The sequence below is a fragment of the Pseudorhodoferax aquiterrae genome (assembly GCF_014652235.1).
Taxonomy (GTDB): Bacteria; Pseudomonadota; Gammaproteobacteria; order Burkholderiales; family Burkholderiaceae_C; genus Pseudorhodoferax; species Pseudorhodoferax aquiterrae.
Map to the genome: position 1 here is coordinate 42335 of NZ_BMYK01000029.1, position 26103 is coordinate 68437.

Consider the following 26103-nt stretch of genomic DNA (forward strand, 5'->3'; position numbering starts at 1 on the left):
GCATGCTGTACCAAATCTCCGCCTTCCTGCTCGAAGTCATCGCCGGGCTGCTGGGCAGCGCCTGCCTGCTGCGGCTGTACATGCAGCACCAGCGCATCCCGTTCGGCAACCCCATCGGCAGCTTGGTGTTCGCGTTGAGCGACTGGCTGGTGCTGCCGCTGCGCAAGGTGTTGCGGCCCGTGGGGCGTTGGGACATGGCCAGCCTGGTCGGTGCCTTTCTGCTGAAGCTGGCGCAGTACTTCCTGCTGTGGCTGGTGACGGGCGGCGCGCTCGTCGTGGTGCCGGTCATGGCGGTGTTCGGCGTGATCGGCCTCGTGATCTACGGCCTCACGGGCCTGTTGATCGTCTATGCCATCCTGTCCTGGGTGCAGGCGCAGTCGCCGCTGTACGACGTGATCGGCCGTCTGGTGGCGCCGCCGTTGCGGCCGTTGCGGCGCATGGTGCCGCTGGTGGGCGGCATGGACCTCACGCCGCTGGTCCTGCTGGTGCTGCTGCAGGTGGCATCCATCGTGCTGCAGCACGCCTTGCGTGGCGTGCTGGGCGGCATGGCGCTTTAGTTCACCGCGTCGGCCGGCTGGCGCTGCAGCATGGCCAGCGTGCTGGCGATGGTGCGGCGCAGGTCCTTGCGGTTGCAGATCAGGTCGACCGCACCCTTTTGCTGCAGGAACTCGGCGCGCTGGAAGCCCTCAGGCAGCGTCACACGCACGGTGGACTCGATCACGCGCGGGCCGGCGAAGCCGATCAGCGCCTTGGGTTCGGCGATGACCAGGTCGCCGACGAAGGCGAAGCCGGCGCTCACGCCACCCATGGTCGGGTCGGTCAGCACGCTGATGTAGGGCAGGCCCTTCTTGGCCAGGCGCGTCAGGGACGCGTTGGTCTTGGCCATCTGCATCAGCGACAACAGGCCTTCCTGCATGCGCGCACCGCCGGTGGCGGTGAAGCAGATGAAGGGCACCTTCTGGTCGATGGCGGCGTGCACGCCGCGCACGAAGCGCTCGCCCACCACGCTGCCCATGCTGCCGCCCATGAACTCGAACTCGAAGCAGGCGACCACCACGTTCAGCCCATGGAGCGCGCCGCCCATGACGACCAGCGCATCCGTTTCCTCGGTGTTGTCCAGTGCTTCCTTGAGCCGCTCGGGGTACTTGCGGCTGTCCTTGAACTTGAGCGGGTCCATGGGCAGGACCTCGTGGCCGATCTCATAGCGGCCCTCGGGGTCCAGGAAGCTGTCCAGGCGCGCGCGGGCGCCGATGCGGTGGTGGTGGCCGCAGGTCGGGCAGACGTTCAGGTTCTTTTCCAGATCCGTCTTGTAGAGCACGCTCTCGCAGCTCGGGCACTTGATCCACAGGCCCTCGGGCACCTGGCGGCGCTCGGCGGGGTCGCTGGGCTGGATCTTGGCGGGAAGCAGTTTTTCGAGCCAGGACATGGGATTGGCTACTCCGGTGGGACGAACGGGGGAAGGATTATGCGTCGAGCGCCGAACGGATGCCGCGCAGGAAGTCGGCGGCCGTGCCGGCGACCCGGTCACGCGGCTGGGCGTCGAGCAGCTGGATGATCCTGCTGCCGATGACCACGGCGTCGGCCACGCGGCCCACGGCCTGGGCCGAGGCGGCGTCGCGGATGCCGAAGCCGACACCCACGGGCAGGTGCACATGGCGGCGGATGCGCGGCAGCATGGCCTCGACGGCGGCCGTGTCCAGCGTGCCGGCTCCCGTCACACCCTTGAGCGAGACGTAGTAGACGTAGCCGCTGGCAACCTCGGCCACCTGGCGCATGCGCTCGTCGGTCGAGGTCGGCGCCAGGAGGAAGATCAGGTCGATGCCCTTGGCGCGCAGGCGGGCCGCGAAGTCCACGCACTCCTCGGGCGGGTAGTCCACGACCAGCACGCCATCGACACCGGCCGCCGCCGCCTCGCGCGGGAAGCTGTCAGCACCATGGCGCTGCTCGTAGCGCTCGACCGGGTTGGCGTAGCCCATCAGCACCACGGGCGTCTGCGCGTCCTGTTCGCGGAAGGTCTTCACCATCGCGAGGACTTCGGCCATGCCGATGCCCAGCGCCAGGGCCTTTTCTCCGGCGGCCTGGATCACGGGGCCATCGGCCATGGGGTCGCTGAACGGCACGCCGAGCTCGATCACGTCGGCGCCGGCCGCGACCATGGCGTGCATGAGTTCGGGCGTGACGTCGGCGTAGGGGAAGCCGGCCGTGACGTAGGGGATCAGGGCCTTGCGGCCGTCTGCCTTGAGTCTGGCGAAGGTGGCTTGGATGCGGCTCATGCCCGGCCTCCCTTCACGGCGTGGCCGCGCATGGAGGGCCGGTCGTAGAAGTCCTCGCCCGACAGGTCGGCCACGGTGCCGATGTCCTTGTCGCCGCGGCCGGACAGATTGACGAGGATGCTCTGGTCGGGCCGCATGGTCGGCGCCAGCTTGCGGGCGTAGGCGAAGGCGTGGCTGGATTCCAGCGCGGGGATGATGCCTTCGGTGCGGCACAGGTAGTGGAAGGCCTCGAGCGCCTCGGTGTCCGTCACGCCCACGTATTCCGCGCGGCCGATGTCCTGCAGGTGCGCGTGCTCGGGGCCCACGCCGGGGTAGTCCAGCCCCGCGCTGATGCTGTGCGTCTCGGTCACCTGGCCGTTTTCGTCCTGCAGCAGGTAGGTGCGGTTGCCATGCAGCACGCCGGGGCTGCCGCGCTGCAGCGAAGCCGCATGCTTGCCGCTGTCCAGGCCCTGGCCCGCGGCCTCCACGCCGATCAGACGCGTGCCCGCATGGCCGATGTAGGGATAGAAGATGCCGATGGCGTTGCTGCCACCGCCCACGCAGGCCAGCACCGCGTCGGGCTGCTCGCTCTTGCAGCCGGCCGCGGCCAGCATCTCGGGCATCTGCACCAGGCACTCGTTGCCGATCACGCTCTGGAAGTCGCGCACCATCATGGGGTAGGGGTGCGGGCCGGCCACGGTGCCGATGATGTAGAAGGTGTCGTCCACATTGGCGACCCAGTCGCGCATGGCCTCGTTGAGCGCGTCCTTGAGCGTCTTGCTGCCGCTCTCGACGGGCACCACGGTGGCGCCCAAGAGCTTCATGCGGAACACGTTGGGGCTCTGGCGCTTGACGTCTTCGCTGCCCATGTAGACCACGCACTCCAGGCCGTAGCGTGCGCAGATCGTGGCCGTGGCCACGCCGTGCTGGCCGGCGCCGGTTTCGGCGATCACCCGCGGTTTGCCCATGCGCCTGGCCAGCATGGCCTGGCCGATCACGTTGTTGATCTTGTGCGCGCCGGTGTGGTTGAGGTCTTCGCGCTTCAGGAAGATCTGCGCGCCGCCGTGTTCCTGGCTGCTGCGCGCGGCATGGTAGATGGGCGAGGGCCGGCCGACGAAGTGCGCCAGCTCGCTCTTGAATTCGGCGATGAATTCCGGATCGTTCTGGTAGCGGGCGTAGGCGTCCCGCAGCTCGGCGATGGCGTGGGTCAGCGTCTCGGAGACGAAGCTGCCGCCGTAGGGACCGAAATGGCCCGAGGCATCAGGCTGTTGATAAGGGGTCGACATCTTGAATCTTTGCAAAGTGCGCGTCGGCGGCGCGGACGGCCGCGACGAAGCGGTTGATCTTGTCGGCGTCCTTGATGCCCTTGGAGGCCTCGACGCCGGAACTCACATCAACGGCCAGCGACAGCGCGCGTGGCCGCACCTGCAAGATGCCATCGGTCACGTTTGCAGGCGTGAGTCCACCACTCAAGACGAGGTGAGAGTCGACGCTTGTTGGCAGGAGTGACCAATTGAATGCCTTGCCGCCGCCGCCGTATCCCTCGACATGGGCGTCGAGCAGGATGGCCTGGGCTTGGGAAAAGTCGGCCGCGAATCTTACCAAGTCGAACGGGTCTGCGTTTTCGTCCAGTGGTATGCGGGCCGCACGCACGAAGGGCCGGGCCGGCCGTGCCGTGGCGGCCAGGCACTGGGCCGGTGTCTCGTCGCCATGGAACTGCACCATCGCGCCGGGCACCTGGTCGCAGGCTGCGGCAACCTCTTGCGGCGGCGTGTTGACGAACAGCAGCACGGGCGTGACGAAGGGCGGCAGGCGGCGTGCGAGCTCGGCCGCGCGGCGCGGCGTGACGTAACGCGGGCTCTTCTCGTACAGCACGAAGCCGACGGCGTCGGCACCCGCGGCAACGGCGGCGTCCAGGTCCTGGTCGCGCGTGATGCCGCAGATCTTGATACGGGTTCTGGTCATGGGGAAAACCTCCGGCCCCTGCGGGGCCGCGGTGGGAGCGTTCTCAGTGCGAGAACTGCTCAGGGGAGCCAATCATAGGCAGCCGTGCGTTCCGGCAGGCCCCAATGGTCTTCGTAGCGCGGGCCCAGGAAGTACAGGCCGTCTGGAGAAAAGGTGGGCGCCGCCACCTGGCGGTTGCGGGCGGCCAGCACCTCGGCCATCCATTGCACGGGCCGGTCGCCCTTGCCGACCACGAGCAGGCAGCCCATGAGGTTGCGGATCATGTGGTGCAGGAAGGCATCGGCCTCGAACTCGAAGCGCCAGTAGGCGCCGCGCCGTGTGATGTCAATCCGGCGCATGGTCTTGACCGGCGTGCGCGCCTGGCACTGCGCGGCGCGGAACGAGGTGAAGTCGTGCTCGCCCAGCAGCAACTGGGCCGCCGCCTGCATGGGCGCCTGGTCCAGCGGGCGGTGCACCCATCCGATGCGGCCGCGCTCCACGCTGGGCCGCACGGGCGACTCCATGAGCACGTAGGCGTAGCGCCGGCCGATGGCACTGGCGCGCGCGTGGAACTGCTCCGTCACCGGATGGGCCCACTGCACGGCGATGTCGCCGGGCAGGTAGCTGTTGGTGCCGCGCACCCAGGCGTGCATCTCACGCTGGATGCCGGTGTCGAAGTGCACGACCTGCATGAGGCCGTGCACGCCGGCGTCTGTGCGGCCGGCGCAGATGGTGCCGATCTCCTGCTGCGCGAAGCTGCGCAGCGCCGCCTCGAGCTTGTCCTGGACGGTGTTGCCCGAAGGCTGGCTTTGCCAGCCGTCGTAGGCCTGGCCCGCATAGCTGACCCCGAGTGCCAGACGCACCGAATCCCCCCTTGCCCGCGCGCCGTTCAGCCGAGGTCGGTCAGGAAGCGCTGGGCCCGGGTCCTGAGCGGCCCGGTGGCCTCGGCCAGCACCTCTTCGGCCAGCGCACGTGCGCCGTCGTCGTCGCCGATGGCCTGGAACTCCTCGGCCAGGGCCAGCTTGGTGGCAAGCGGGTCGTCGGCGTCCGGTTCGGTAGCAGTCTCGGCAGCGGCAGGGGGGCTGGCCGAATCGCCCAGGTCCAGCGACAGCGAGCCCAGGTCGAAGGGCAGCAGGTCGGAATCGGCCGCCGGCGCGGGCGAGGGGGGCGACAGCGGTGCCTTGTAAGTGCTCTGCACGTCGAAGTCGAGGTCCATGGCCTCGGCCATGGGCGGCGCCGGGGGCTCGCCATCGGGCGCGGGCTTGGCCGGGATGGGCGGCGGCGGGGTGTCGTCGTCGCCGAGATCCAGGCTGATGTCCGGCATGGGCTGCAGCGCGGGTGACGGTGGCGTGGGCGGCGCCGGCGTGGCGTCCAGTTCCAGCGCTGCATCGTCGTCCTCGGCCGGCGACGGCGCGGGGGCAACGCCGGAGACGGCAGCAGCCGCGGCTGCGGCGCCGAGTCCCGCGATGGCGGCATCGCGCCAGAGCGGGTGTTCGGGTTGCAGCGCACGGCCCAGCGCGGCGGTGGCTTCCCATTCGGGGCCGGTGCCGCCGGTCAGCGCGTGCACTTTCTCGGCCGTGGCCTGCAGCGCGATCGCGTCGCGGCGCTTGGCGTAGATCTCGGCCAGCTTGGCATGGAGCGCGACGCGCTCCGGCGTGGTGCGCAGGGCCTCCTTGAGGATCTCCTCGGCCTGCAGGTCGCGGCCATAGGCCAGGTAGACCTCGGCCTCCGCCACCGGATCGACCTCGCTGCTGGTGTCGAACTGGCTGGGCGAGTAGACGGCCGAGGCCGCGGCTTCGCTCTCGGCGGCAGTGTCCACGTGCTGGCCACCGCTGCTGGCGAAGAACGACTCCACGGGCTCCTGCAGGCGGTTTTCCTCTTCGGCGGCTTGGCGGCGCTGGCGCGCACGGTAGATCCCCAGTGCAGCCAGCAGGGCGATCAGTGCCGCCGCTGCGGCCAGCAGCCAGGGGTTGCGGCGCAGGCCATCGAGCAGGCCGCCTTCTTGCTGGGCTGCCGGCAGGGGGCCGGGGGCGGGCAGGGCCTTGTCGGCGGCGGGCGGCTCGACCGCGGGCGCCGGTGCGGCGGGCTCCTGCGCGGGCGCGGCGGCTTCAGGGGCTGGCGCCGGGGTGGGAGCAGGCGAGGGGGTCGAGGTTGCGGGTTCCGGCGCTGGTGCGGGTGAGGGTGAGGGTGCCGGCGCGGAGGCCGCCGGCGCAGCGGTGCCGGCGCCCAGCTTGTTCAGCGCCTCGATATTGCGCGAGAGTTCCGCGACACGGTCGGACGCTTCCTTGCTGGCCTTCTCACGCGCGATCTTTTCCTCCTGCGCGCGGCTTTGCACGCCACCCTTGGACAGGGTCAGCCGGTCCGGTGCCGTCGCCGCGGGGCGGCTGTCGTCGACCTTGCCCTGCACGCGGCCGCTGGCCGAACGCTGGGCGCTGCCCGGGACCGTGGGCACCTGGCCGGCCATCTGGCTGCGGTAGGCGTTGAAGTCGCGCGCCTGGGCTGCAATCGTGCGCGTGGCCTCGTCCGCGGGGATGGCCGCGGCCTCGCTGGCACTGGGCAGGTCCAGCACGGCACCGGCGCGCAGGCGGTTGACGTTGCCGTCGATGAAGGCGTTCGGATTGCCGCGCAGCATGGCGACCAGCATCTGGTCGAGCGAAATGTTGGGTGGCCGGTTGGCGGAAGCGATGCGGCTGGCCGTGTCGCCGCGGCGCACGGTGGTGGTGCCGGGGGGCGTGGTCGATGCAGGTGGGGCGGCAGGCGCTGGCGCGGCCGCGCGTGGTGGCACCGGTGCCGCAGCGGGAGCAGGGGCTTGCGCGGGCACCGTGGTCGGTGCCGGCGGCGTCGCCGCAACAGGGGGTGCCGGCGGCGCGGGCGCTGGGGCGGGCGCAGTGGCCGCGGCGGGCGGCAACTGCGGAGCGGTCGGTGCTGCAGCCTGGGCCTGGCGCTGCGACGGCGGGTCCAGCAACAAGGTGTAGTCGCGCACGACCCGGCCCGAGGCCCAGTTGGCTTGCAGGATCAAGTCGATGAAGGGCTCGCGGACCGGCTGGTCGCTGCTGAGCCGCAGCACGGCGCGGCCATCGGCCCGGCGTGCGCGCTCGATGCGCACCGTGCCCAACGCTGCGTTGTATTCGAGCCCGGCCGCGCGAAAGGCCTGTGGCGTGGCAATCGCCGCCTGCAGTGTGCGGGACTCTTCTTCCGTGAGGTCTGGCAGTTCGATCTCGGCGCGCAACGGCTCGCCAAGCGCCGACTGCACCGTCGCCCGGCCCAGCGTCAATGCCTGGGCATGCTGCAGCGGCGCCAGCAGGGCCGCGGTGGCGGTCGCGGCCGCCATGCCGCGCCTCCAGCGCTGCGGCGCGGGCTTCACCTGGGGTTTGTCATCAGCCTGTTCAACAGCATTGGAACGTTTGATCATGCAAATGGACGGGCCGACTTGGTTACTAAAAAGAACGGTAGCAGCAATGCTTTAGGCTGACAAGCTCACGCGGGTTCGAAGCTGGCACTGCATTGGAGGGCGCATTCTCGCTGCACTGCGATGTTGCCAGACGACAACGGCCCGCCAGAGGCGGGCCGTGTCATGGGCGCGAGGCGGTTCAGGCCTGCAGCAGCACACGCAGCGTGCGGCGCAGCGGCTCGGCCGCGCCCCACAGCAGTTGGTCGCCGATCGTGAAGGCGCCCACGTACTCCGGCCCCATGGCCAACTTGCGGATGCGGCCGACCGGAATGTTGAGCGTGCCGGTGGTGACCACGGGCGTCAGGCCACGGAGCGTGTCCTCGCGCGTGTTCGGCACCACGCGGACCCAGTCGTTGTCCTGCGCGATCATGGCTTCGATGTCCGCGAGCGGCACGTTCTTCTTGAGCTTGAAGGTCAGCGCCTGGCTGTGGCAGCGCATGGCGCCGATGCGCACGCAGAAGCCGTCGACCGGCGTGATGCCGGTGCCGAAGGACGGACCCTGGCCCAGGATCTTGTTGGTCTCGGCGCCGCCCTTCCACTCTTCCTTGGACATGCCCCATTCGGCATCGTCCTGCGACTTGCCCAGGCCCAGGTCCTTGTCGATCCAAGGGATCAGGCTGCCGCCCAGCGGCACGCCGAAGTTGGCCGTCTCGTCGGCGGTGAGCGCCTTCTGCTTGGCCAGGACCTTGCGGTCGATCTCGAGGATGGCGGACTTGGGGTCGTTGAGCAGGTCGCGCACCTCGTTGTGGATGCTGCCGAACTGCGTCAGCAGCTCGCGCATGTGCTGCGCGCCGCCGCCGGAGGCGGCCTGGTAGGTCATGGTGCTCATCCACTCGACCAGGCCGGCCTTGTACAGCGCACCCACGCCCATCAGCATGCAGCTCACGGTGCAGTTGCCGCCGATCCAGTTCTTGCCGCCCTTGGCCAGCGCGCGCTGCATCACGGGCAGGTTGACCGGGTCGAGAACGATGACGGCATCGTCCTTCATGCGCAGCGTGGAGGCCGCATCGATCCAGTGGCCGTTCCAGCCCGCGGCGCGCAGCTTGGGGAACACCTCGGTGGTGTAGTCGCCGCCCTGGGCCGTGATGATGATGTCGCAGCGCTTGAGCGCGGCGATGTCGTAGGCGTCTTGCAGCGTGGTCTCGTTCTTGGCCTGGGCGGGGGCCTTGCCGCCCGCGTTGGAGGTCGAGAAGAACACCGGTTCGATCAGCGCGAAGTCACCCTCGGCCTGCATGCGGTCGATCAGGACCGAGCCGACCATGCCGCGCCAGCCGACGAGGCCGACCAGATTACCTACCTTCATCACATTGCCCTTTCAAGTAAAAAAACAAACAGCGCCGGAGGGACTGCTCGCCTGGCGCGTCGGAGGCCAGGAAGGGCGCACGACGAACCAGGCTGAGTCAGCCCTTAATGGTGGTCGTGGTTTTGGTGGAGATGTCGGCCGCCACAACCGCGCCGAAAGGCGTGGTTTCCCGCACCCACGTGCCGAACGGCACGGACAGGATTGCGGAGCAGGCGGCGGCGGACATGGGGCGCGATTCTAGCCCAGAGCCTTCAGGACTGCATCGCCCATCTCGCGCGTGCCGACCTTGGTCGTGCCTTCGCTGTGGATGTCGGGCGTGCGCAGGCCCTGGGCCAGCACCTTCTGCACGGCCGCTTCGATGCGGTCGGCCGCGGCCGCCTGGTTCAGCGAGAAGCGCAGCATCATCGCGGCCGACAGGATGGTGGCCAGCGGGTTGGCCACGCCCTTGCCGGCGATGTCGGGTGCGCTGCCGTGGCTGGGCTCGTACAGGCCCTGGTTGCTGCTGTTGAGGCTGGCCGAAGGCAGCATGCCGATGGAGCCGGTCAGCATCGCGGCTGCGTCGGACAGGATGTCGCCGAACATGTTGCCGGTCACGACCACGTCGAACTTCTTGGGCGCCTTGACCAACTGCATCGCGGCGTTGTCCACGTACATGTGGTCGAGTTCCACGTCCGGGTACTCTTTGCCGATCTCGGTGACCACGTCCTTCCAGAGCTGGAAGGTCTCCAGCACGTTGGCCTTGTCCACGCTGGTCACGCGCTTGTTGCGCTTGCGCGCGGCCTCGAAGGCCACGCGCGCGATGCGCTCGATCTCCGGGCGCGTGTAGCGCATGGTGTCGAAGGCTTCCTCGGCGCCAGGGAAGTGGCCGTCGGGCGAGACGCGGCGGCCGCGCGGCTGGCCGAAGTAGATGTCGCCGGTCAGCTCGCGGATGATCAGGATGTCCAGGCCCGCGACCAGCTCGGGCTTGAGGCTGGAGGCGCCCACGAGCTGCTCGTAGCAGATGGCGGGGCGGAAGTTGGCGAACAGGCCCAGGTTCTTGCGCAGGCCTAAGATGGCCTGCTCGGGGCGCAGCGGGCGGTCCAGCTTGTCGTACTTCCAGTCGCCGACGGCGCCGAACAGCACGGCGTCGGCTTCCTTGGCCAGCTTGAGCGTGGCCTCGGGCAGCGGGTGGCCATGGGCGTCGTAGGCGGCGCCGCCGACCAGGGCGGTTTCCATCTCGAGCTTCAGGTCGAGGGCGTTCAGGACGCGGACGGCCTGTTCGACGATTTCGGTGCCGATGCCGTCACCCGGCAGAACTGCAATCTTCATGGTGTGTGCTTGAGAGTGGAAATTTAGGCGGACAGCATGGTGTTGGCCAGCCAGGGCTTGGCCGCCAGGCGCTCGGCCTCGAAGGCGCGGATCTTGTCGGCGTGGCGCAGCGTCAGGCCGATGTCGTCGAAGCCGTTGAGCAGGCAGTACCTGCGGAAGGGCTGGACCTCGAAGGCGATCTCCTCGCCCTGCGGCCGCACGATGACCTGGCGCTCCAGGTCCACCGTCAGCTGGTAGCCCGGGAAGGCGAAGCACTCGTCGAACAGCTGGGCGATCGTGGCCTCGGGCAGCACGATGGGCAACAGGCCGTTCTTGAAGCTGTTGTTGAAGAAGATGTCGGCAAAGCTCGGCGCCAGGATGGCGCGGAACCCGTACTGGTCCAGCGCCCAGGGCGCATGCTCGCGCGAGGAGCCGCAGCCGAAGTTCTTGCGCGCCAGCAGGATGGAGGCGCCCTTGTAGCGCGGCTGGTTCAGCACGAAGTCGGGGTTGGGCTTGCGCTGGGACTCGGGCACGCCGGGCTCGCCTTTGTCCAGGTAGCGCCACTCGTCGAACAGGTTCACGCCGAAGCCGGTCTTCTTGATCGACTTCAGGAACTGCTTGGGAATGATGGCGTCGGTGTCGACGTTCTCGCGGTCCATGGGCGCGACCAGGCCCTGGTGGATGGTGAATTTCTGCATGGGTACTCCTGGGTTCATTTGGCCGAGCGCTCGATGGCCTCGCCGGCGCGTTGCACGTCCTTGCCCACGCCCTTGACGGTGTTGCAGGCGGCCAGCGCGATGGCGGCGGCCAGCAGCAATGCGGTGGTGGCTTTCACGGCGGACTCCTTCAGGAGAACTGGCGCACGTCGACGAAATGGCCGTGCACGGCGGCAGCAGCGGCCATGGCCGGGCTCACCAGGTGGGTGCGGCCCCCGGCGCCCTGGCGGCCTTCGAAGTTGCGGTTGCTCGTGGAGGCGCAGCGCTCGCCCGGCTCCAGCCGGTCGGCGTTCATGGCCAGGCACATGGAGCAGCCCGGCTCGCGCCACTCGAAGCCCGCGGCCTTGAAAATCTCGTGCAGGCCTTCGCGCTCGGCCTGTTCCTTCACGAGGCCCGAGCCTGGCACGACCATGGCGAGCTTGACGTTCTTGGCCACCTTCTGGCCCAGCTTCTTGACCACGGCCGCGGCCTCGCGCATGTCCTCGATGCGGCTGTTGGTGCAGCTGCCGATGAAGACCTTGTCGACGAAGACGTCGTTGAGCGGCTTGCCCGGCTCCAGGTTCATGTAGGTCAGCGCGCGCTCGATGGCACCGCGCTTGTTGGCGTCCTTCTCCTTGTCCGGATCGGGCACGCGGTCGTCGATGCCCAGCACCATTTCGGGCGAGGTGCCCCAGGTGACCTGCGGCACGATCTGCGTGGCGTCCAATTCGACCACGGTATCGAACCTGGCACCGGGGTCGGAGTGCAGCGTCCTCCAGTAGGCCACGGCCTGGTCCCAGGCCACACCGGTGGGCGCCAGGGGGCGGCCCTTGACGTACTCGATGGTCTTGTCGTCCACGGCCACCAGGCCGGCGCGCGCGCCGGCTTCGATGGCCATGTTGCACACCGTCATGCGGCCTTCCATGGACAGGCCGCGGATGGCCGAGCCCGCGAACTCGATGGTGTAGCCCGTGCCCCCGGCCGTGCCGATCTTGCCGATGATCGCCAGCACGATGTCCTTGGCGGTCACGCCCTTGGCCAGCTGGCCTTCGACCTTGACGAGCATGTTCTTGGCCTTCTTGGCCAAGAGCGTCTGCGTCGCCATCACGTGCTCCACCTCGCTGGTGCCGATGCCGTGGGCGAGCGCACCGAATGCGCCATGCGTGCTGGTGTGGCTGTCGCCGCAGACCACGGTCATGCCCGGCAGCGTGGCGCCGTTCTCCGGGCCGATCACGTGCACGATGCCCTGGCGCTTGTGCAGGAAGGGGAAGAACGCGGCCGCGCCGAACTCCTGGATGTTGGCGTCCAGCGTGGTGATCTGCTCCTTGCTGATCGGGTCGGCGATGCCGTCGTAGCCCTGTTCCCAGCCCGTGGTCGGCGTGTTGTGGTCGGCCGTGGCCACGATGGAGCTGATGCGCCAGACCTTGCGGCCGGCCTGGCGGATGCCTTCGAAGGCCTGCGGGCTCGTGACCTCGTGCACCAAGTGGCGGTCGATGTAGAGGATGGCCGTGCCGTCTTCCTCGGTGTGGACGGTGTGCTCGTCGAAAATCTTGTCGTAGAGGGTGCGCGCACCCGTGGGGCTGGTGGTGAGGCTCATGGGCTTCTTTCGTGGGGGACTGGTTTGTTCAAACGGCGACGGCCTGGTCCGTGGACTGCGGCTCATCGATGGCTTCGGGTGGCGGTGCCAGGTGCTCGACCAGCAGCCGTGCCGTGACCGGCAGCGTGGAGAAGTCGCGCGCCACCATGCGGATCTGGCGTTCGGCCCAGGGGTCGCTGAGCGGCACATGCTCGAGGTCGCCGACGCCGTGCATGAGCTCGAACGCGCGCAGCGGCATCACGCCGATGCCCAGGCCGTTGTGGATCATGCGGCACATCGCGTCCAGGCCCGTGACCTGGATGCGCAGCTTGATGGCGTGGCCCAGCTGCGCGGCGGCGCTGCGCGTGGCCAGGTGGATGGAACTGTTGCTGGGCAGGCCGACCTGGTCGAAGGCCAGCGACGCTTCGTAGGGCACGGCGCCACGGCCGGCCAGCGCATGGCCACGCGGCACGATCAGCACGAGACGGTCGCGCCGGTAGGCGCGCGTCTGCAGCGCGTCGCCCACGGACTCGGCCGCCGCGGCATTGCAGATGCCCAGATCGGCCGCGCCTTCCTGCACGGCGCGCACGATCTCGCTGGACAGGTGCTCCTCCAAATCGATCTTGATGCCGCCATGGGCGCGCACGAAGGCGCCGAGGTCTTCGGGCAGGAACTGCACGATGGCCGAGATGCTGGCGTGCACGCGCACATGGCCGCGCACGCCGTCGGCGTACTCGCTGAGTTCGCCCTGCATGCGGTCCAGGCTGAACAGCACCGAGCGGGCGTGGTGCAGCAGGCTCTCGCCGGCCGGCGTGAGATCGACGCCACGCGCATGGCGGTACAGCAGCGTGGTTTGCAGCAGGGTTTCCAGATCGGAGAGCCGCTTGCTGACGGCCGAGGCGGCGATGAACTCCCGCTCGGCCGCCTTGCCGATGCTGCCCAATTCGTAGACGGCCACGAACAGCTGCAGCGACGTGAGGTCGATGCGACGGGCAAAGTTGCGTTCGGACGGCTTCATCATGGCGGGGCATCGCCTGTGGCGACGGGGCAGCCATTTTCCTATGGTTTTCGCCTGCAGGGCATCGCGGATCACGATGCCCCTCTTGCCGGCAGTGGACGAGAAAAAGCCCCGCGGGCAGGAAGCCGGCGGGGCTGGGCGCGTGGGGCGGTGGTCGCTCAGCGCGTGGCGATCGGCGGCACGTCGCGCTTGACGGAACCCGTGAACAACTGACGCGGGCGGCCGATCTTGTACTCGGGGTCGCCGATCATCTCGTTGAGCTGGGCGATCCAGCCCACCGTGCGGGCCAGCGCGAAGATGGCCGTGAACAGCGGCACCGGGATGCCGATGGCGCGCTGCACGATGCCCGAGTAGAAGTCCACGTTCGGGTACAGCTTGCGCGAGACGAAGTACTCGTCTTCCAGGGCAATCTTTTCCAGCTCCTTGGCCAGCTTGAACAGCGGGTCCTTTTCCAGGCCCAGCTCGGTCAGCACCTCGTTGCAGGTCTCCTGCATGAGCTTGGCGCGTGGGTCGTAGTTCTTGTAGACCCGGTGGCCGAAGCCCATCAGCTTGACGCTGGAGTTCTTGTCCTTGACCTTCTTGATGAACTCGCCGATCTTCTCCACGCCACCTTCCTTCTGGATGTCGTAGAGCATGTTCAGCGCGGCCTCGTTGGCGCCGCCGTGGGCCGGGCCCCACAGGCAGGCGACGCCGGCAGCGATGGCGGCGAAGGGGTTGGTGCCCGAGGAGCCGCACAGGCGCACCGTGGAGGTGGAGGCGTTCTGCTCGTGGTCGGCGTGCAGGATGAAGATGCGGTCCAGCGCACGTTCCAGCACCGGGCTGACCTTGTACTCCTCGCAGGGCGTGGCGAACATCATGTGCAGGAAGTTGCCTGCATAGCTGAGGTCGTTGCGCGGGTACATGTAGGGCTGGCCGATGGTGTACTTGTAGGCCATCGCGACCAGCGTCGGCATCTTGGCGATCAAGCGGATCGCGGAGATGTCGCGGTGCTCGGGATTGTTGATGTCCGTACTGTCGTGGTAGAAGGCCGACAAGGCGCCGACCAGGCCGGTCATGATGGCCATCGGGTGCGCATCACGGCGGAAACCGCGCAGGAAGAACTGCATCTGCTCGTTGACCATGGTGTGGTTGGTCACGAGCTTGGTGAACTTGCTCTTGTCGGCCTGGTTCGGCAGTTCACCGTACAGCAGCAGGTGGCAGGTTTCCAGGTAGTCGCAGTTGGTGGCCAGCTGCTCGATCGGGTAGCCGCGGTACAGCAGTTCGCCCTTGTCGCCGTCGATGTAGGTGATGGACGACTGGCACGACGCCGTGGAGAGGAAGCCGGGGTCGTAGGTGAACATCCCCGTCTGCGCGTACAGCTTGCGGATGTCGACGACATCCGGACCCACGCTGCCCTGGTACACCGGCAACTCGACGCTCGGACTGCCATTGCTGAACGACAGCGTGGCTTTGTTTTCGGCTAGTTTCATGTTCACCCTTTCAGCGGTTTTCTCTCAACAGATCGAGGACAGCGCGCGTGTCGGCGTTGTCCAGCGCAGGACTGACCTGGGCCAGCGTCTTGCGTGCCAGTTGCAGGTCGAGCAGGTCGTGGTCTCCCAACTCCATCAGTTGCGACAGGGCCTGGGCCTGTGTCACGTTGATCCGTGGGCCGTGGCGTTCGAAGAAACGTTCGAGGAAAAGATCGTTCTCCAGCAGGCCGCGCCGGCAGCGCCAGCGCAGCATCGCCAGCGCGCGTTCGCCTAAGACTTCCTGCGCTTGTGCCACGGTATCAGACGGTGCGCAGCACCATCATTTCCTTGATTTTCCCGATGGCCTTGGTCGGGTTCAGGTGCTTGGGGCACACGTCCACGCAATTCATGATCGTGTGGCAGCGGAACAGGCGGTACGGGTCTTCCAGGTTGTCCAGGCGCTCGGCCGTGGCTTCGTCGCGGCTGTCGGCGATGAAGCGGTAGGCCTGCAGCAGGCCGGCCGGGCCGACGAACTTGTCCGGGTTCCACCAGAAGCTCGGGCAGCTCGTGGAGCAGCTCGCGCACAGGATGCACTCGTACAGGCCGTTGAGCTCCTCGCGCTCCTCGGGCGATTGCAGGCGCTCCTTGTCGGGTGCCAGGCTCTCGGTGATGAGGTAGGGCTTGATCGAGTGGTACTGCTTGAAGAACTGCGTCATGTCCACGATCAGGTCGCGGATCACGGGCAGGCCGGGCAGCGGCTTCAGGACCACGGGGTCCTTCAGCGTGTTCATGTTGGTCAGGCAGGCCAGGCCGTTCTTGCCGTTGATGTTCATCGCATCGGAGCCGCAGACGCCTTCGCGGCAGGAGCGGCGGAACGAGATCGACGGGTCCTGCTGCTTCAACTTGACCAGGGCGTCCAGCAGCATGCGCTCGCTGCCGTCGAGCTCGATCTCGACGGTCTGCATGTAGGGCTTGGCGTCCTTGTCCGGGTCGTAGCGGTAGATCTGGAATGTGCGCTTCATCGTAGGGGGCCTTGTTAGAACGTGCGGACCTTGGGCGGGATCGAATCGACCGTCAGGGGCTTCAGGTTGACCGGCTTGTAGGTCAGGTTGTTGCCCGCGCTGTGCCACAGCGTGTGCTTCATCCATTCCTTGTCGTTGCGGCCCAGCGGGAACTCGGGATGGTCGGCCGGATGCTCGTAGTCGTAGACCGTGTGGGCGCCACGGCATTCCTTGCGCGCGGCGGCCGAGGTCATGGTGGCCTGGGCCACTTCGATCAGGTTGTCGACTTCGAGTGCTTCCATGCGCGCGGTGTTCCACACCATGGACTTGTCCTTGAGCGTGACGCCCGCCACGCGTTCGCGGATCGCGTTGACCTTGGTGACACCCTCGTCCATGCTGGCCTGCGTGCGGAACACGCCCGCGTGCTGCTGCATGGTGCTGCGGATCTCGTTGGCCACGTCCTGCGCGTAGGCGCCGCCGGTGGATTCCTGCAGCTGGTTCAGGCGCGCCAGCGTCTTGTCGCCGGCATCGGCCGGCAGCGGCTTGTGCTCACCCGAGCCCTTGACGAATTCGACGATGTGCTTGCCGGCGGACTTGCCGAACACCAGCAGGTCCAGCAGCGAGTTCGTGCCCAGGCGGTTGGCGCCGTGCACCGACACGCAGGAGCATTCGCCGACCGCGTACAGGCCGTTGACGATGTTGTTCTGCTGGCCGTCGTGCGTGACGACCTGGCCGTGGATGTTGGTCGGGATGCCACCCATCTGGTAGTGGATCGTCGGCACCACGGGAATCGGTTCCTTGGTGATGTCCACGTTGGCGAAGTTGTGGCCGATCTCTTCCACCGAGGGCAGACGCTTGCGGATGGTGTCGGCGCCCAGGTGGTCCAGCTTCATGAGGATGTAGTCCTTGTTGGGACCGCAGCCGCGACCTTCCTTGATCTCCTGGTCCATGGAGCGCGAGACGAAGTCGCGCGGCGCCAGATCCTTCAGCGTGGGCGCGTAGCGCTCCATGAAGCGTTCGCCATTGCTGTTGAGCAGGATGGCGCCTTCGCCGCGGCAGCCTTCGGTCAGCAGCACGCCGGCGCCGGCCACGCCGGTGGGGTGGAACTGCCAGAACTCCATGTCCTGCAGCGGGATGCCGGCGCGTGCCGCCATGCCCAGGCCGTCGCCGGTGTTGATGAAGGCGTTGGTCGAGGCCGCGAAGATGCGGCCGGCACCGCCGGTGGCCAGCAGCACGGCCTTGGCCTGCAGTGCGTAGAGCTCACCGGTTTCCAGTTCCAGGGCGGTCACGCCGACCACGTCGCCGTCGGCGTCGCGGATCAGGTCCAGCGCCATCCACTCGACGAAGAAGTTGGTCTTGGCCTTGACGTTCTGCTGGTACAGCGTGTGCAGCATGGCGTGGCCGGTGCGGTCGGCCGCGGCGCAGGCGCGCTGCACGGGCTTTTCGCCGTAGTTGGCGGTGTGGCCGCCGAAGGGGCGCTGGTAGATCGTGCCGTCGGGGTTGCGGTCGAACGGCATGCCGAAGTGCTCGAGCTCGATCACGACCTTGGGCGCTTCACGGCACATGAACTCGATGGCGTCCTGGTCGCCCAGCCAGTCCGAGCCCTTGATGGTGTCGTAGAAGTGGTAGTGCCAGTTGTCCTCGGACATGTTGCCCAGCGAGGCCGACACGCCGCCCTGTGCCGCCACCGTGTGCGAGCGCGTCGGGAAGACCTTGGACAGGGAAGCGACGGACAGGCCGGCGCGGGACAGTTCGAGTGCGGCGCGCATGCCGGAGCCGCCGGCGCCGACGATCACGACGTCGAACTTGCGCTTGTTGATGTTCTGCTTGGTGTAGCTCATGCTCACAGTCTCCAGAGGACTTGGATGGCCCAGCCGGCACAGCCGACCAGCCAGACGATGGTGAAAATCTGGAGCACGAGACGGAGCCAGACTGCCGCGGTGATGTAGTCCATCAGCACGTCGCGCATGCCCACCCACACGTGGTAGAGCAGGGCAACGATGACGGAGAAGGTCAGCACCTTCATCCATTGGGCGGCGAAGATGCCGGCCCACAGGTCGTAGCCGACGGGGCCCTTGGTCAGCAGCAACTGCGCCAGCACGATGACGGTGAACAGCGCCATGAGCACGCCGGTGACGCGCTGCGCCAGCCAGTCGCGCAGGCCGTAGTGCGCACCGACGACGATGCGCTTGGATCCGTAATTGACAGCCATGGGGAGACTTTTCCTTGTTGTGGTCAGTAGACGCCGAACAGCTTGAGGCCCAGCACCAGCGTCAGGCCCAGGCTCAGCACGAGCACGGTGACGGCCGAGGTCTTGCCGAACTGCTTGGTGACGGCGTCATGGCTGACGTCCATCCACAGGTGGCGCAGGCCGGCGATGAAATGGTGCAGGTAGGCCCACATCAGCGCCAGCACCGCGAGCTTGAGGAACCAGCCCGGCGCGAAACCCAGACCGGTGTTGAAGGCGGCCTTGAAACGCGCGAACGACAGCTCGGACGAGACCGAGGTGTCGAACATCCAGATGATGAAGGGCATCAACAGGAACATCAGCACGCCGCTGACGCGGTGCAGGATGGACACCCAGCCGGCCGCCGGCAGGCGGTAGGTCGGCAGGTCGGTCAGGGCATTGATGTTGCGGAACTGCGGGCGTTTGGGTCGTGCTGAGGAGGCGGCTTCTGTCATGAATGCGCTTTCGTGGATGTAACTGCCTTGTAATTGTGTCGCGGCGGTCAGCCCAAAATTCTATTGCAATGCAACAGGGCAAACGCGACGAAGCATTGCAGCGGCAGTCGCAAACGCGTCTGGCTGCGTGCAACTGGTGGGCGGAATCAGCTCAGATCGTTGCGGTAATGGTGCGTGTCGGTGCGGTACAGGCCGCGCCGCAGTTCCATGGGCGTGTCGTTGTAGGTGTAGGCCACGCGTTCCACGCTGAGCAGCGGGGTGCCGGCCGGCACCTGCAGGATGTCGGCCTGCTCGGCATCGGGCAGCACGGCGCGGATCTTCTCCTCGGCGCGCACCATGCGAACGCCGAACTCGGTCTCGAACAGCGCGTAGGTGGGGCCGCGGAAGCTGGCCATGCGCTCGGCCGTCAGGCCCTTGAAGGGCCCACCGGGTAGCCAGAGGTCTTCGAGGATCGTGGGAACCTGCGCGCCATCCTGCCCGGCGAACGAGAGCACACGCCGGACCTGCATCACCGCGTCGCTGCTGCGCAGCCCCAGCGTGCGCGCGATCTCGGCGCTGGCGCGGGTACGCCGGCACTCCAGAAAACGCCTCTGGGCCGGCCCTTCGCGGTTCAGGTCGCCGTCGTCGGGCACCAGTTTCAGGAAGCGGTAGCGCACATGCTGCTCGGTGTGCGTGGCCACGAAAGTGCCTCTGCCCTGGCGGCGCACCAGCAGGTTGTCGCCGGCCAGCTCGTCGACGGCCTTGCGCACCGTGCCCTGGCTCACGCGGTAGCGCCCGGCCAGTTCGATCTCGCTGGGAATCAGTTCGCCGGGTTTCCATTCGCCGGCCTGCAGGCTCTGCAGGATCAGCGCCTTGATCTGCTGGTACAGCGGGCTGAAGGCCGGCGTGGCCAGCGGGCCAGTGTCAGTGGTGGAATCGGAGCTTGGTGCGGGCATGGAACCGGGGGGCAAGCCAGGCGTCTGAGCGCCTGGCGGGGTTGGGAAGCGCGCGGACAGCGGGCGTTCTGCCAGCCTTCCATGCCCGCGCAAGCGGTGCCGCAACCGGGCGTTGCGGGCGGCGAATTTTATCTTATATAAGACATAAGACAAATTGACCACGTTCGCGGAACACGGGTAAACTCTAGGGCTGTCCCCCGGGCCTGCGCGCTGCTCATTGTTCCGTCGCCTGGGCGGGGGTGTTTCTCCCTCCTTCCTTTTCGGAGCTTTCCTCATGAGCAAAAAGCCTGTCCGCGTGGCCGTCACCGGTGCCGCTGGTCAAATCGGTTACGCCCTTCTGTTCCGCATCGCCTCGGGCGAAATGCTGGGCAAGGACCAGCCGGTGATCCTGCAACTGCTCGAGATCCCCGACGAGAAGGCCCAGAAGGCCTTGAAGGGCGTGATGATGGAGCTGGAAGACTGCGCCTTCCCGCTGCTGGCCGGCATGGAAGCCCACAGCGACGCCATGACCGCCTTCAAGGACACCGATTACGCCCTGCTGGTCGGCGCCCGTCCGCGCGGCCCGGGCATGGAGCGTGCCGACCTGCTGGCCGCCAACGCCCAGATCTTCACGGCCCAGGGCAAGGCGCTGAACGCCGTCGCCAGCCGCAACGTCAAGGTGCTGGTGGTCGGCAACCCCGCGAACACCAATGCCTACATCGCGATGAAGAGCGCGCCGGACCTGCCGCGCAAGAACTTCACCGCCATGCTGCGCCTGGACCACAACCGCGCGCTGAGCCAGATCGCCGCCAAGACCGGCACCAAGGTCGCCGACATCGAGAAGCTGACGGTCTGGGGCAACCACTCGCCCACGATGTACGCCGACTACCGCTTCGCCACCGTCGGCGGCAAGAGCGTCAAGGACCTCATCAACGACCAGGTCTGGAACGCCGACACCTTCCTGCCCACGGTGGGCAAGCGCGGCGCCGCCATCATCGAGGCGCGTGGCCTGTCCTCCGCCGCGTCGGCCGCCAACGCCGCCATCGACCACATGCGCGACTGGGCGCTGGGCTCCAACGGCAAGTGGGTCACCATGGGCATCCCCTCGGACGGCCAGTACGGCATTCCCAAGGACGTGATGTTCGGCTTCCCGGTCACGACCGAGAACGGCGAGTACAAGCTGGTCGAAGGCCTGGAGATCGACGCGTTCAGCCAGGAGCGCATCAACAAGACGCTCAAGGAACTGCAGGACGAACAGGCCGGCGTCGCCCACCTGCTCTGATCCACGAAGCTTCGCGCGCGACCATGGCCGACTGGAATCCTGCGCTGTACCGTCGCTTCGAGGACGAGCGCACGCGTCCGGCGGCCGAGCTGCTGGCCCGTGTGCCCTCTGTGGGCGGGGCCTCGCGTGCGACCTTCGCGGTGGACCTGGGCTGCGGCCCGGGCAACTCCACCGAACTGCTGGTCCGGCGGTTTCCGCAGGCCCGCGTCCTGGGCGTCGACAACTCGGCGTCCATGCTGGTCAGTGCGCGCGAGCGCTTGCCCGGCACCGAATTCACCGAAGCCGACATCGCCGCCTGGACGCCCGCCGCGGGCGAGGCTCCCGACCTGCTGTTCGCCAACGCGGCCCTGCAGTGGGTGCCCGACCATGCGGAACTGCTGCCGCGGCTGTTCGGCCTGCTGGCCCCGGGCGGCGTGCTGGCCATCCAGATGCCCGACAACTGGCAGGAGCCCTCGCACCGTCTGATGCGCGAAGTCGCGCGCGACCCGGCCTGGGCGACCCAGATCGGCGATGCCGAAAGCCTGCGCACGCCGCTGCTGGGCATCGGCCGCTACTACGACCTGCTGGCGCCGCTGGCGGCCGAGGTCGACGTCTGGCACACCATCTACCAGCACCGCATGGCCGGCCCGGGCGCCATCGTCGATTGGCTGCGCGGCACCGGGCTGCGGCCCTTCGTCGACCGGCTGTCCGAAGCGCAGCGCGCCGGCTTCCTGGCCGAGTACGAACGCCGCATCGACGCGGCCTATCCCCTGCGCGCCGACGGCCAGCGTCTGCTGGCCTTTCCGCGCCTGTTCATCGTCGCCCGCAAGGCCGGAGCCACCGCCGCATGAGCCGTTCCCACCCCGCCCACCCACGCGATGTGCTGCTGGGCGCGCATGCCGGCCAGATCGTGCTGCCGGTCTGCGACCACTACAGCGGCGTTGAGCTGCGCATGCGCAAGAGCCTGGCGCTGCAGGCCGAGATGATCGAGGAGTTCGGCGCCTGCGTGTTCGACGTGACGCTGGATTGCGAGGACGGTGCGCCCGTCGGCGGCGAGGCCGAACACGCCGCGCTGGTCGTCGCGCTCGCACAGGCCGCCGACCCGCGCGCCCGCGTGGCCGTGCGTGTGCACCCGGTGGACCACCCGGCCTTCGAGGCCGACATGGCCACCATTGCCGGCCAGGCCGGCAGCCGTCTCGCCCACATCATGGTGCCCAAGGTCGAGAGCGTGCAGGACGTGGAGCGGGCCGAGCGCGCCTTGCTGGCCGCGGGCGCAGCCCACCTGCCGCTGCAGGTGCTCGTCGAGTCGCCCGCCGCCGTGCACCGCGCCTTCGACATCGCCGCGCATCCGCGCGTGCAGTCCATCAGCTTCGGGCTCATGGACTTCGTTTCTGCCCATGCGGGCGCGATCCCGGCCGAGGGCATGAGTGCCCAGGGCCAGTTCACGCATCCGCTGGTGGTGCGCGCCAAGCTCGAGATCGCTTCGGCCTGCCACGCCCATGGCAAGGTGCCCTCGCACTGCGTGGTCACCGAGTTCAGCGATGCGGACGCCATGCGCGCTGCCGCCCGCCGCGCAGCGCGCGAATTCGGCTACACGCGCATGTGGAGCATCCACCCTGCGCAGATCCGTCCCATCGTCGAGGCCCTGGCCCCCAGCGCCGAAGAGATCGACAGGGCGAGCCGCCTGATCCAGGCCGCAGTGTCGGCCGACTGGGCGCCTGTGGCGTTCGAGAAGCAGTTGCACGACCGTGCCAGCTACCGCTACTTCTGGCAGGTACTGGAACGTGCCCACCAGACCGGCCGGCCCCTGCCAGCCGAAATGCAGTTCTATTTTCCCGACCATCCGGCCACGACCGCGCCGGCCAAGGAGGCTTGAGCATGTTGAAGTCCACGCTGTTGACCCTGGTTCTGGCCGCCTCGGCCGGTGTTGCATTGGCCCAGAGCGACGCCACCAAGGCGCCCGCGAAGTCGGCGGCCAAGCCGGCCGCCAAGAGCACGGCGGCCAAGGCGCCGGCCGGTAACACCAAGACCACCACGGCCAAGAAGGCCGCGCCTGCCAAGGGCAAGCTCGATGTGGACCAGCTGTCGGCCCACGCGCCTGCCACCGAGGCCGTGCTGGGCGCCGCCGAGCTGGCGATCGCCGAACGCGTGCATGTCGGCTCGCTGCCCTGCGAACTGGGCAACACCGTGCAGCTGACGGCCGATGCCAACAAGCCGGGCTATTTCGACCTGCAGATCGCCAAGACGCGCTACCGGCTGGTCCCGGTGGCCACCACCACGGGCGCCATCCGCCTGGAAGATGCGCATTCCGGCGCGGTCTGGCTGCAGCTGGCCAACAAGTCCATGCTCATGAACCACAAGCTCGGCCAGCGCATGGCCGACGAATGCAAGAGCCCGCAGCAGGTGGCCGTGGCCGAGCAGTTCAAGCTCGCCCCGCCGCCCAGCGTGCTGGACGCCGCGCCGGCGCCGGCGCAGGTGCCCGCTGGCACGGCGGTTGCTGCGCAGCCCGCGGCCAACCGCTGAGCGCGCCCGCCCCCCTTTCCCCACATCCCAGAACCGGAGAAGAACGCCATGTTGCAAGCCTACCGTGAACATGTTGCCGAGCGTGCCGCGCTCGGCATCCCGCCGCTGCCCTTGTCGGCGAAACAGACGGCAGAGCTCATCGAACTGCTGAAGGCACCGCCCGCAGGCGAAGAAGCGTTCCTGCTGAACCTGATCACCCACCGCGTGCCGGCCGGCGTGGACGACGCCGCCAAGGTGAAGGCGAGCTACCTGGCGGCCGTGGCCCACGGCACCGAAAAGAGCCCGCTGATCTCCCGTGCCAAGGCGACCGAGCTGCTGGGCACTATGCTGGGCGGCTACAACATCGGCCCCATGGTCGACCTGCTCAAGGACGCCGAAGTCGGCACCGTGGCCGCCGATGGCCTCAAGAAGACGCTGCTGATGTTCGACCAGTTCCACGACGTCAAGGAACTGGCCGACGCCGGCAACGCCAATGCCAAGGCCGTGCTGCAGAGCTGGGCCGACGGCGAATGGTTCACGAGCCGCCCCGAAGTGCCGCAAAGCATCACCTTCACGGTGTTCAAGGTGCCGGGCGAGACCAACACCGACGACCTGTCCCCGGCCCCCGATGCGACCACGCGCCCGGACATTCCCATGCACGCGCTGGCCATGCTCAAGAACAAGCGCGAGGGCGCGCCCTTCGTGCCCGAGGAAGACGGCAAGCGCGGCCCGATCAAGTTCATCCAGGACCTGGTGGCGCGTGGCCTGCCGGTCGCCTATGTGGGCGACGTGGTCGGCACCGGCTCTTCGCGCAAGTCGGCCACCAACTCGGTGCTGTGGTTCACGGGCGAGGACATCCCCTTCATTCCCAACAAGAAGTTCGGCGGCGTGTGCCTGGGCACGAAGATCGCGCCGATCTTCTACAACACCATGGAAGACGCCGGCGCGCTGCCGATCGAGCTGGACGTGAGCCAGATGAACATGGGCGACACGGTCGAGCTGCGTCCCTACGAAGGCAAGGCCTTGAAGGACGGCAAGGTCATTGCCGAGTTCCAGGTCAAGAGCGAGGTGCTGTTCGACGAAGTGCGTGCCGGCGGCCGCATTCCGCTGATCATCGGCCGTGGCCTCACGGGCAAGGCGCGCGAAGCGCTGGGCCTGCCGGCGTCCACGCTGTTCCGCCTGCCGCAAGCGCCCGCGGATTCGGGCAAGGGCTTCTCGCTGGCGCAAAAGATGGTGGGCCGCGCCTGCGGCCTGCCCGAGGGCCAGGGCGTGCGCCCGGGCACCTATTGCGAGCCCAAGATGACCTCGGTCGGTTCGCAGGACACCACGGGCCCGATGACCCGCGACGAGCTGAAGGACCTGGCCTGCCTGGGCTTCTCGGCCGACCTGGTCATGCAATCGTTCTGCCACACGGCCGCCTACCCCAAGAAGGTGGACGTGAAGATGCACCACGAGCTGCCCGACTTCATCAGCACGCGCGGCGGCATCTCGCTGCGTCCGGGCGACGGCGTGATCCACAGCTGGCTCAACCGCCTGCTGACGCCCGACACCGTGGGCACGGGCGGCGACTCGCACACGCGTTTCCCGATCGGCATCAGCTTCCCGGCCGGCTCCGGCCTGGTGGCCTTCGCGGCTGCCACCGGCGTGATGCCGCTGGACATGCCCGAGTCCGTGCTCGTGCGCTTCAAGGGCAAGATGCAGCCCGGCGTGACCCTGCGTGACCTGGTCAACGCGATCCCGCTGTACGCGATCAAGCAAGGCCTGCTGACCGTCGAGAAGAAGGGCAAGAAGAACATCTTCTCGGGCCGCATCCTCGAGATCGAAGGCCTGCCGGACCTCAAGGTCGAACAGGCCTTCGAGCTGTCCGACGCCTCGGCCGAGCGCTCGGCCGCCGGTTGCACGGTGCACCTGAACAAGGAGCCCATCATCGAGTACATCAACAGCAACATCACGCTGATGAAGTGGATGATCGCCGAGGGCTACCAGGACGCGCGCACGCTGCAGCGGCGCATCGCGGCCCAGGAAGCCTGGCTCAAGAACCCGCAACTGCTCAAGGGCGACGCCGACGCCGAGTACGCCGCCGTCATCGAGATCGATCTCGCCGACATCCACGAGCCCATCGTGGCCTGCCCGAACGATCCGGACGACGTCAAGACCTTGTCGGATGTGGCCGGTGCCAAGATCGACGAAGTTTTCATCGGCTCGTGCATGACCAACATCGGCCACTTCCGCGCGGCGTCCAAGCTGCTCGAAGGCAAGCGTGACATCCCGGTCAAGCTGTGGATCGCGCCGCCGACCAAGATGGACGCGCAGCAGCTGACCGAGGAAGGCCACTACGGCGTGTTCGGCAATGCCGGCGCCCGCACCGAAATGCCGGGCTGCTCGCTGTGCATGGGCAACCAGGCCCAGGTGCGCGAAGGCGCGACCGTGATGTCCACCAGCACGCGCAACTTCCCGAACCGCCTGGGCAAGAACACCAACGTCTACCTGGGCTCGGCCGAGCTGGCGTCGATCTGCTCCAAGCTGGGCAGGATCCCGACCAGGGAGGAGTACATGGCCGACATCGGCGTCATCAACCAGAACGGCGACAAGATCTATCAGTACCTGAACTTCGACAAGATCGAGGACTACACGGAGGTGGCCGAAAAGGCCGCGGCCTGCTGACGCCTGGCGGGCTCCGGCCCGCTGCGTACGCACAAGAAAAAGCCCGCATGCGCGCAATGCCAGTCAGTTAAGCGCTGACTGGCATTTTCTTTGGTGGGTACTTGC

The 26103-nt window shown here is 67.7% G+C and carries 26 protein-coding genes; 6 read left to right on the forward strand and 20 right to left on the reverse strand.

The genetic code is table 11. The annotated features are described in order from the left end of the window. Positions 1-2 precede the first annotated feature (2 nt). On the forward strand, positions 3-557 hold the full coding sequence (locus IE209_RS28250; RefSeq protein WP_189690218.1) for a YggT family protein: 555 nt from the start codon (positions 3-5) through the stop codon (positions 555-557). On the opposite strand, the gene accD is transcribed toward IE209_RS28250, so the two are convergent. The 20 genes from accD to IE209_RS28345 all read right to left on the reverse strand — a co-directional run bounded on the left by accD (position 554) and on the right by IE209_RS28345 (position 19592). Continuing rightward, positions 554-1426, reverse strand: coding sequence for an acetyl-CoA carboxylase, carboxyltransferase subunit beta (accD, locus tag IE209_RS28255; RefSeq protein WP_189690219.1), 873 nt, complete (start codon positions 1424-1426; stop codon positions 554-556). The genes IE209_RS28250 and accD overlap by 4 nt on opposite strands. Before the next feature lie 37 nt (positions 1427-1463). Next, positions 1464-2273, reverse strand: a complete 810-nt coding sequence (gene trpA / locus IE209_RS28260; protein ID WP_189690220.1) for a tryptophan synthase subunit alpha — start codon at positions 2271-2273, stop codon at positions 1464-1466. Continuing rightward, positions 2270-3538, reverse strand: coding sequence for a tryptophan synthase subunit beta (trpB, locus tag IE209_RS28265; RefSeq protein ID WP_189690221.1), 1269 nt, complete (start codon positions 3536-3538; stop codon positions 2270-2272). The genes trpA and trpB overlap by 4 nt, the downstream gene beginning before the upstream one ends. After that, positions 3513-4217 carry a phosphoribosylanthranilate isomerase gene (locus IE209_RS28270; protein ID WP_189690241.1) on the reverse strand — a complete coding sequence of 235 codons (705 nt, stop codon included), beginning with the start codon at positions 4215-4217 and terminating at the stop codon, positions 3513-3515. The genes trpB and IE209_RS28270 overlap by 26 nt, the downstream gene beginning before the upstream one ends. Before the next feature lie 59 nt (positions 4218-4276). Continuing rightward, positions 4277-5059: a tRNA pseudouridine(38-40) synthase TruA gene (gene truA / locus IE209_RS28275; protein ID WP_189690222.1), complete on the reverse strand. Its 783-nt coding sequence runs from the start codon at positions 5057-5059 to the stop codon at positions 4277-4279. Between the two features lie 26 nt (positions 5060-5085). Next, positions 5086-7527 (reverse strand): FimV/HubP family polar landmark protein, encoded by a 2442-nt coding sequence (locus IE209_RS28280; RefSeq protein ID WP_229883097.1) that lies wholly within the window; start codon positions 7525-7527, stop codon positions 5086-5088. A 259-nt stretch (positions 7528-7786) separates the two neighbouring features. Next, complete coding sequence (gene asd, locus IE209_RS28285) at positions 7787-8950, reverse strand: aspartate-semialdehyde dehydrogenase (protein ID WP_189690224.1); 1164 nt, start codon at positions 8948-8950, stop codon at positions 7787-7789. A 97-nt stretch (positions 8951-9047) separates the two neighbouring features. Continuing rightward, on the reverse strand, positions 9048-9176 hold the full coding sequence (locus tag IE209_RS34250; protein ID WP_268245980.1) for a hypothetical protein: 129 nt from the start codon (positions 9174-9176) through the stop codon (positions 9048-9050). 11 nt (positions 9177-9187) lie between these two features. Next, positions 9188-10258 carry a 3-isopropylmalate dehydrogenase gene (gene leuB, locus IE209_RS28290; protein WP_189690225.1) on the reverse strand — a complete coding sequence of 357 codons (1071 nt, stop codon included), beginning with the start codon at positions 10256-10258 and terminating at the stop codon, positions 9188-9190. Positions 10259-10281: 23 nt separating this feature from the next. Beyond that, positions 10282-10935 (reverse strand): 3-isopropylmalate dehydratase small subunit, encoded by a 654-nt coding sequence (gene leuD / locus IE209_RS28295; RefSeq protein WP_189690226.1) that lies wholly within the window; start codon positions 10933-10935, stop codon positions 10282-10284. A gap of 14 nt (positions 10936-10949) precedes the next feature. Further along, the gene (locus IE209_RS28300) at positions 10950-11072 is read right to left on the reverse strand and encodes an entericidin A/B family lipoprotein (protein WP_189690227.1); all 123 of its coding nucleotides are present in this window, start codon (positions 11070-11072) and stop codon (positions 10950-10952) included. A gap of 11 nt (positions 11073-11083) precedes the next feature. Next, positions 11084-12529 (reverse strand): 3-isopropylmalate dehydratase large subunit, encoded by a 1446-nt coding sequence (gene leuC / locus IE209_RS28305; protein WP_189690228.1) that lies wholly within the window; start codon positions 12527-12529, stop codon positions 11084-11086. Positions 12530-12557: 28 nt separating this feature from the next. After that, entirely contained in the window at positions 12558-13526 is a 969-nt protein-coding gene (locus tag IE209_RS28310; protein ID WP_189690242.1) for a LysR family transcriptional regulator, read from the reverse strand. A gap of 158 nt (positions 13527-13684) precedes the next feature. Further along, positions 13685-14995, reverse strand: coding sequence for a citrate synthase (gltA, locus tag IE209_RS28315; protein ID WP_189690229.1), 1311 nt, complete (start codon positions 14993-14995; stop codon positions 13685-13687). Positions 14996-15005: 10 nt separating this feature from the next. Next, the gene (locus tag IE209_RS28320; RefSeq protein WP_373305448.1) at positions 15006-15290 is read right to left on the reverse strand and encodes an FAD assembly factor SdhE; all 285 of its coding nucleotides are present in this window, start codon (positions 15288-15290) and stop codon (positions 15006-15008) included. Positions 15291-15294: 4 nt separating this feature from the next. After that, positions 15295-15996 carry a succinate dehydrogenase iron-sulfur subunit gene (locus IE209_RS28325; protein WP_145552278.1) on the reverse strand — a complete coding sequence of 234 codons (702 nt, stop codon included), beginning with the start codon at positions 15994-15996 and terminating at the stop codon, positions 15295-15297. Positions 15997-16010: 14 nt separating this feature from the next. Continuing rightward, the gene (sdhA, locus tag IE209_RS28330) at positions 16011-17816 is read right to left on the reverse strand and encodes a succinate dehydrogenase flavoprotein subunit (protein WP_189690230.1); all 1806 of its coding nucleotides are present in this window, start codon (positions 17814-17816) and stop codon (positions 16011-16013) included. Between the two features lie 2 nt (positions 17817-17818). After that, positions 17819-18187 carry a succinate dehydrogenase, hydrophobic membrane anchor protein gene (gene sdhD, locus IE209_RS28335; protein ID WP_189690231.1) on the reverse strand — a complete coding sequence of 123 codons (369 nt, stop codon included), beginning with the start codon at positions 18185-18187 and terminating at the stop codon, positions 17819-17821. Between the two features lie 23 nt (positions 18188-18210). Further along, on the reverse strand, positions 18211-18657 hold the full coding sequence (gene sdhC / locus IE209_RS28340; protein WP_189690232.1) for a succinate dehydrogenase, cytochrome b556 subunit: 447 nt from the start codon (positions 18655-18657) through the stop codon (positions 18211-18213). Between the two features lie 146 nt (positions 18658-18803). After that, positions 18804-19592 (reverse strand): GntR family transcriptional regulator, encoded by a 789-nt coding sequence (locus IE209_RS28345; RefSeq protein ID WP_189690233.1) that lies wholly within the window; start codon positions 19590-19592, stop codon positions 18804-18806. A 274-nt stretch (positions 19593-19866) separates the two neighbouring features. Between IE209_RS28345 and IE209_RS28350 the strand changes: the two genes are divergently transcribed. The 5 genes from IE209_RS28350 to acnB are packed head-to-tail and all read left to right on the forward strand — an operon-like array spanning position 19867 to position 25998. Then, on the forward strand, positions 19867-20853 hold the full coding sequence (locus tag IE209_RS28350) for a malate dehydrogenase (RefSeq protein ID WP_145552283.1): 987 nt from the start codon (positions 19867-19869) through the stop codon (positions 20851-20853). 23 nt (positions 20854-20876) lie between these two features. Further along, the gene (gene tam / locus IE209_RS28355) at positions 20877-21683 is read left to right on the forward strand and encodes a trans-aconitate 2-methyltransferase (RefSeq protein WP_189690234.1); all 807 of its coding nucleotides are present in this window, start codon (positions 20877-20879) and stop codon (positions 21681-21683) included. Further along, the gene (locus tag IE209_RS28360; protein ID WP_189690235.1) at positions 21680-22708 is read left to right on the forward strand and encodes an HpcH/HpaI aldolase/citrate lyase family protein; all 1029 of its coding nucleotides are present in this window, start codon (positions 21680-21682) and stop codon (positions 22706-22708) included. Before tam ends, IE209_RS28360 begins: the two co-directional genes overlap by 4 nt. 5 nt (positions 22709-22713) lie before the next feature. Continuing rightward, complete coding sequence (locus IE209_RS28365; protein WP_444544359.1) at positions 22714-23355, forward strand: hypothetical protein; 642 nt, start codon at positions 22714-22716, stop codon at positions 23353-23355. 48 nt (positions 23356-23403) lie between these two features. Continuing rightward, the gene (gene acnB, locus IE209_RS28370; protein ID WP_189690237.1) at positions 23404-25998 is read left to right on the forward strand and encodes a bifunctional aconitate hydratase 2/2-methylisocitrate dehydratase; all 2595 of its coding nucleotides are present in this window, start codon (positions 23404-23406) and stop codon (positions 25996-25998) included. Positions 25999-26103 lie beyond the last annotated feature (105 nt).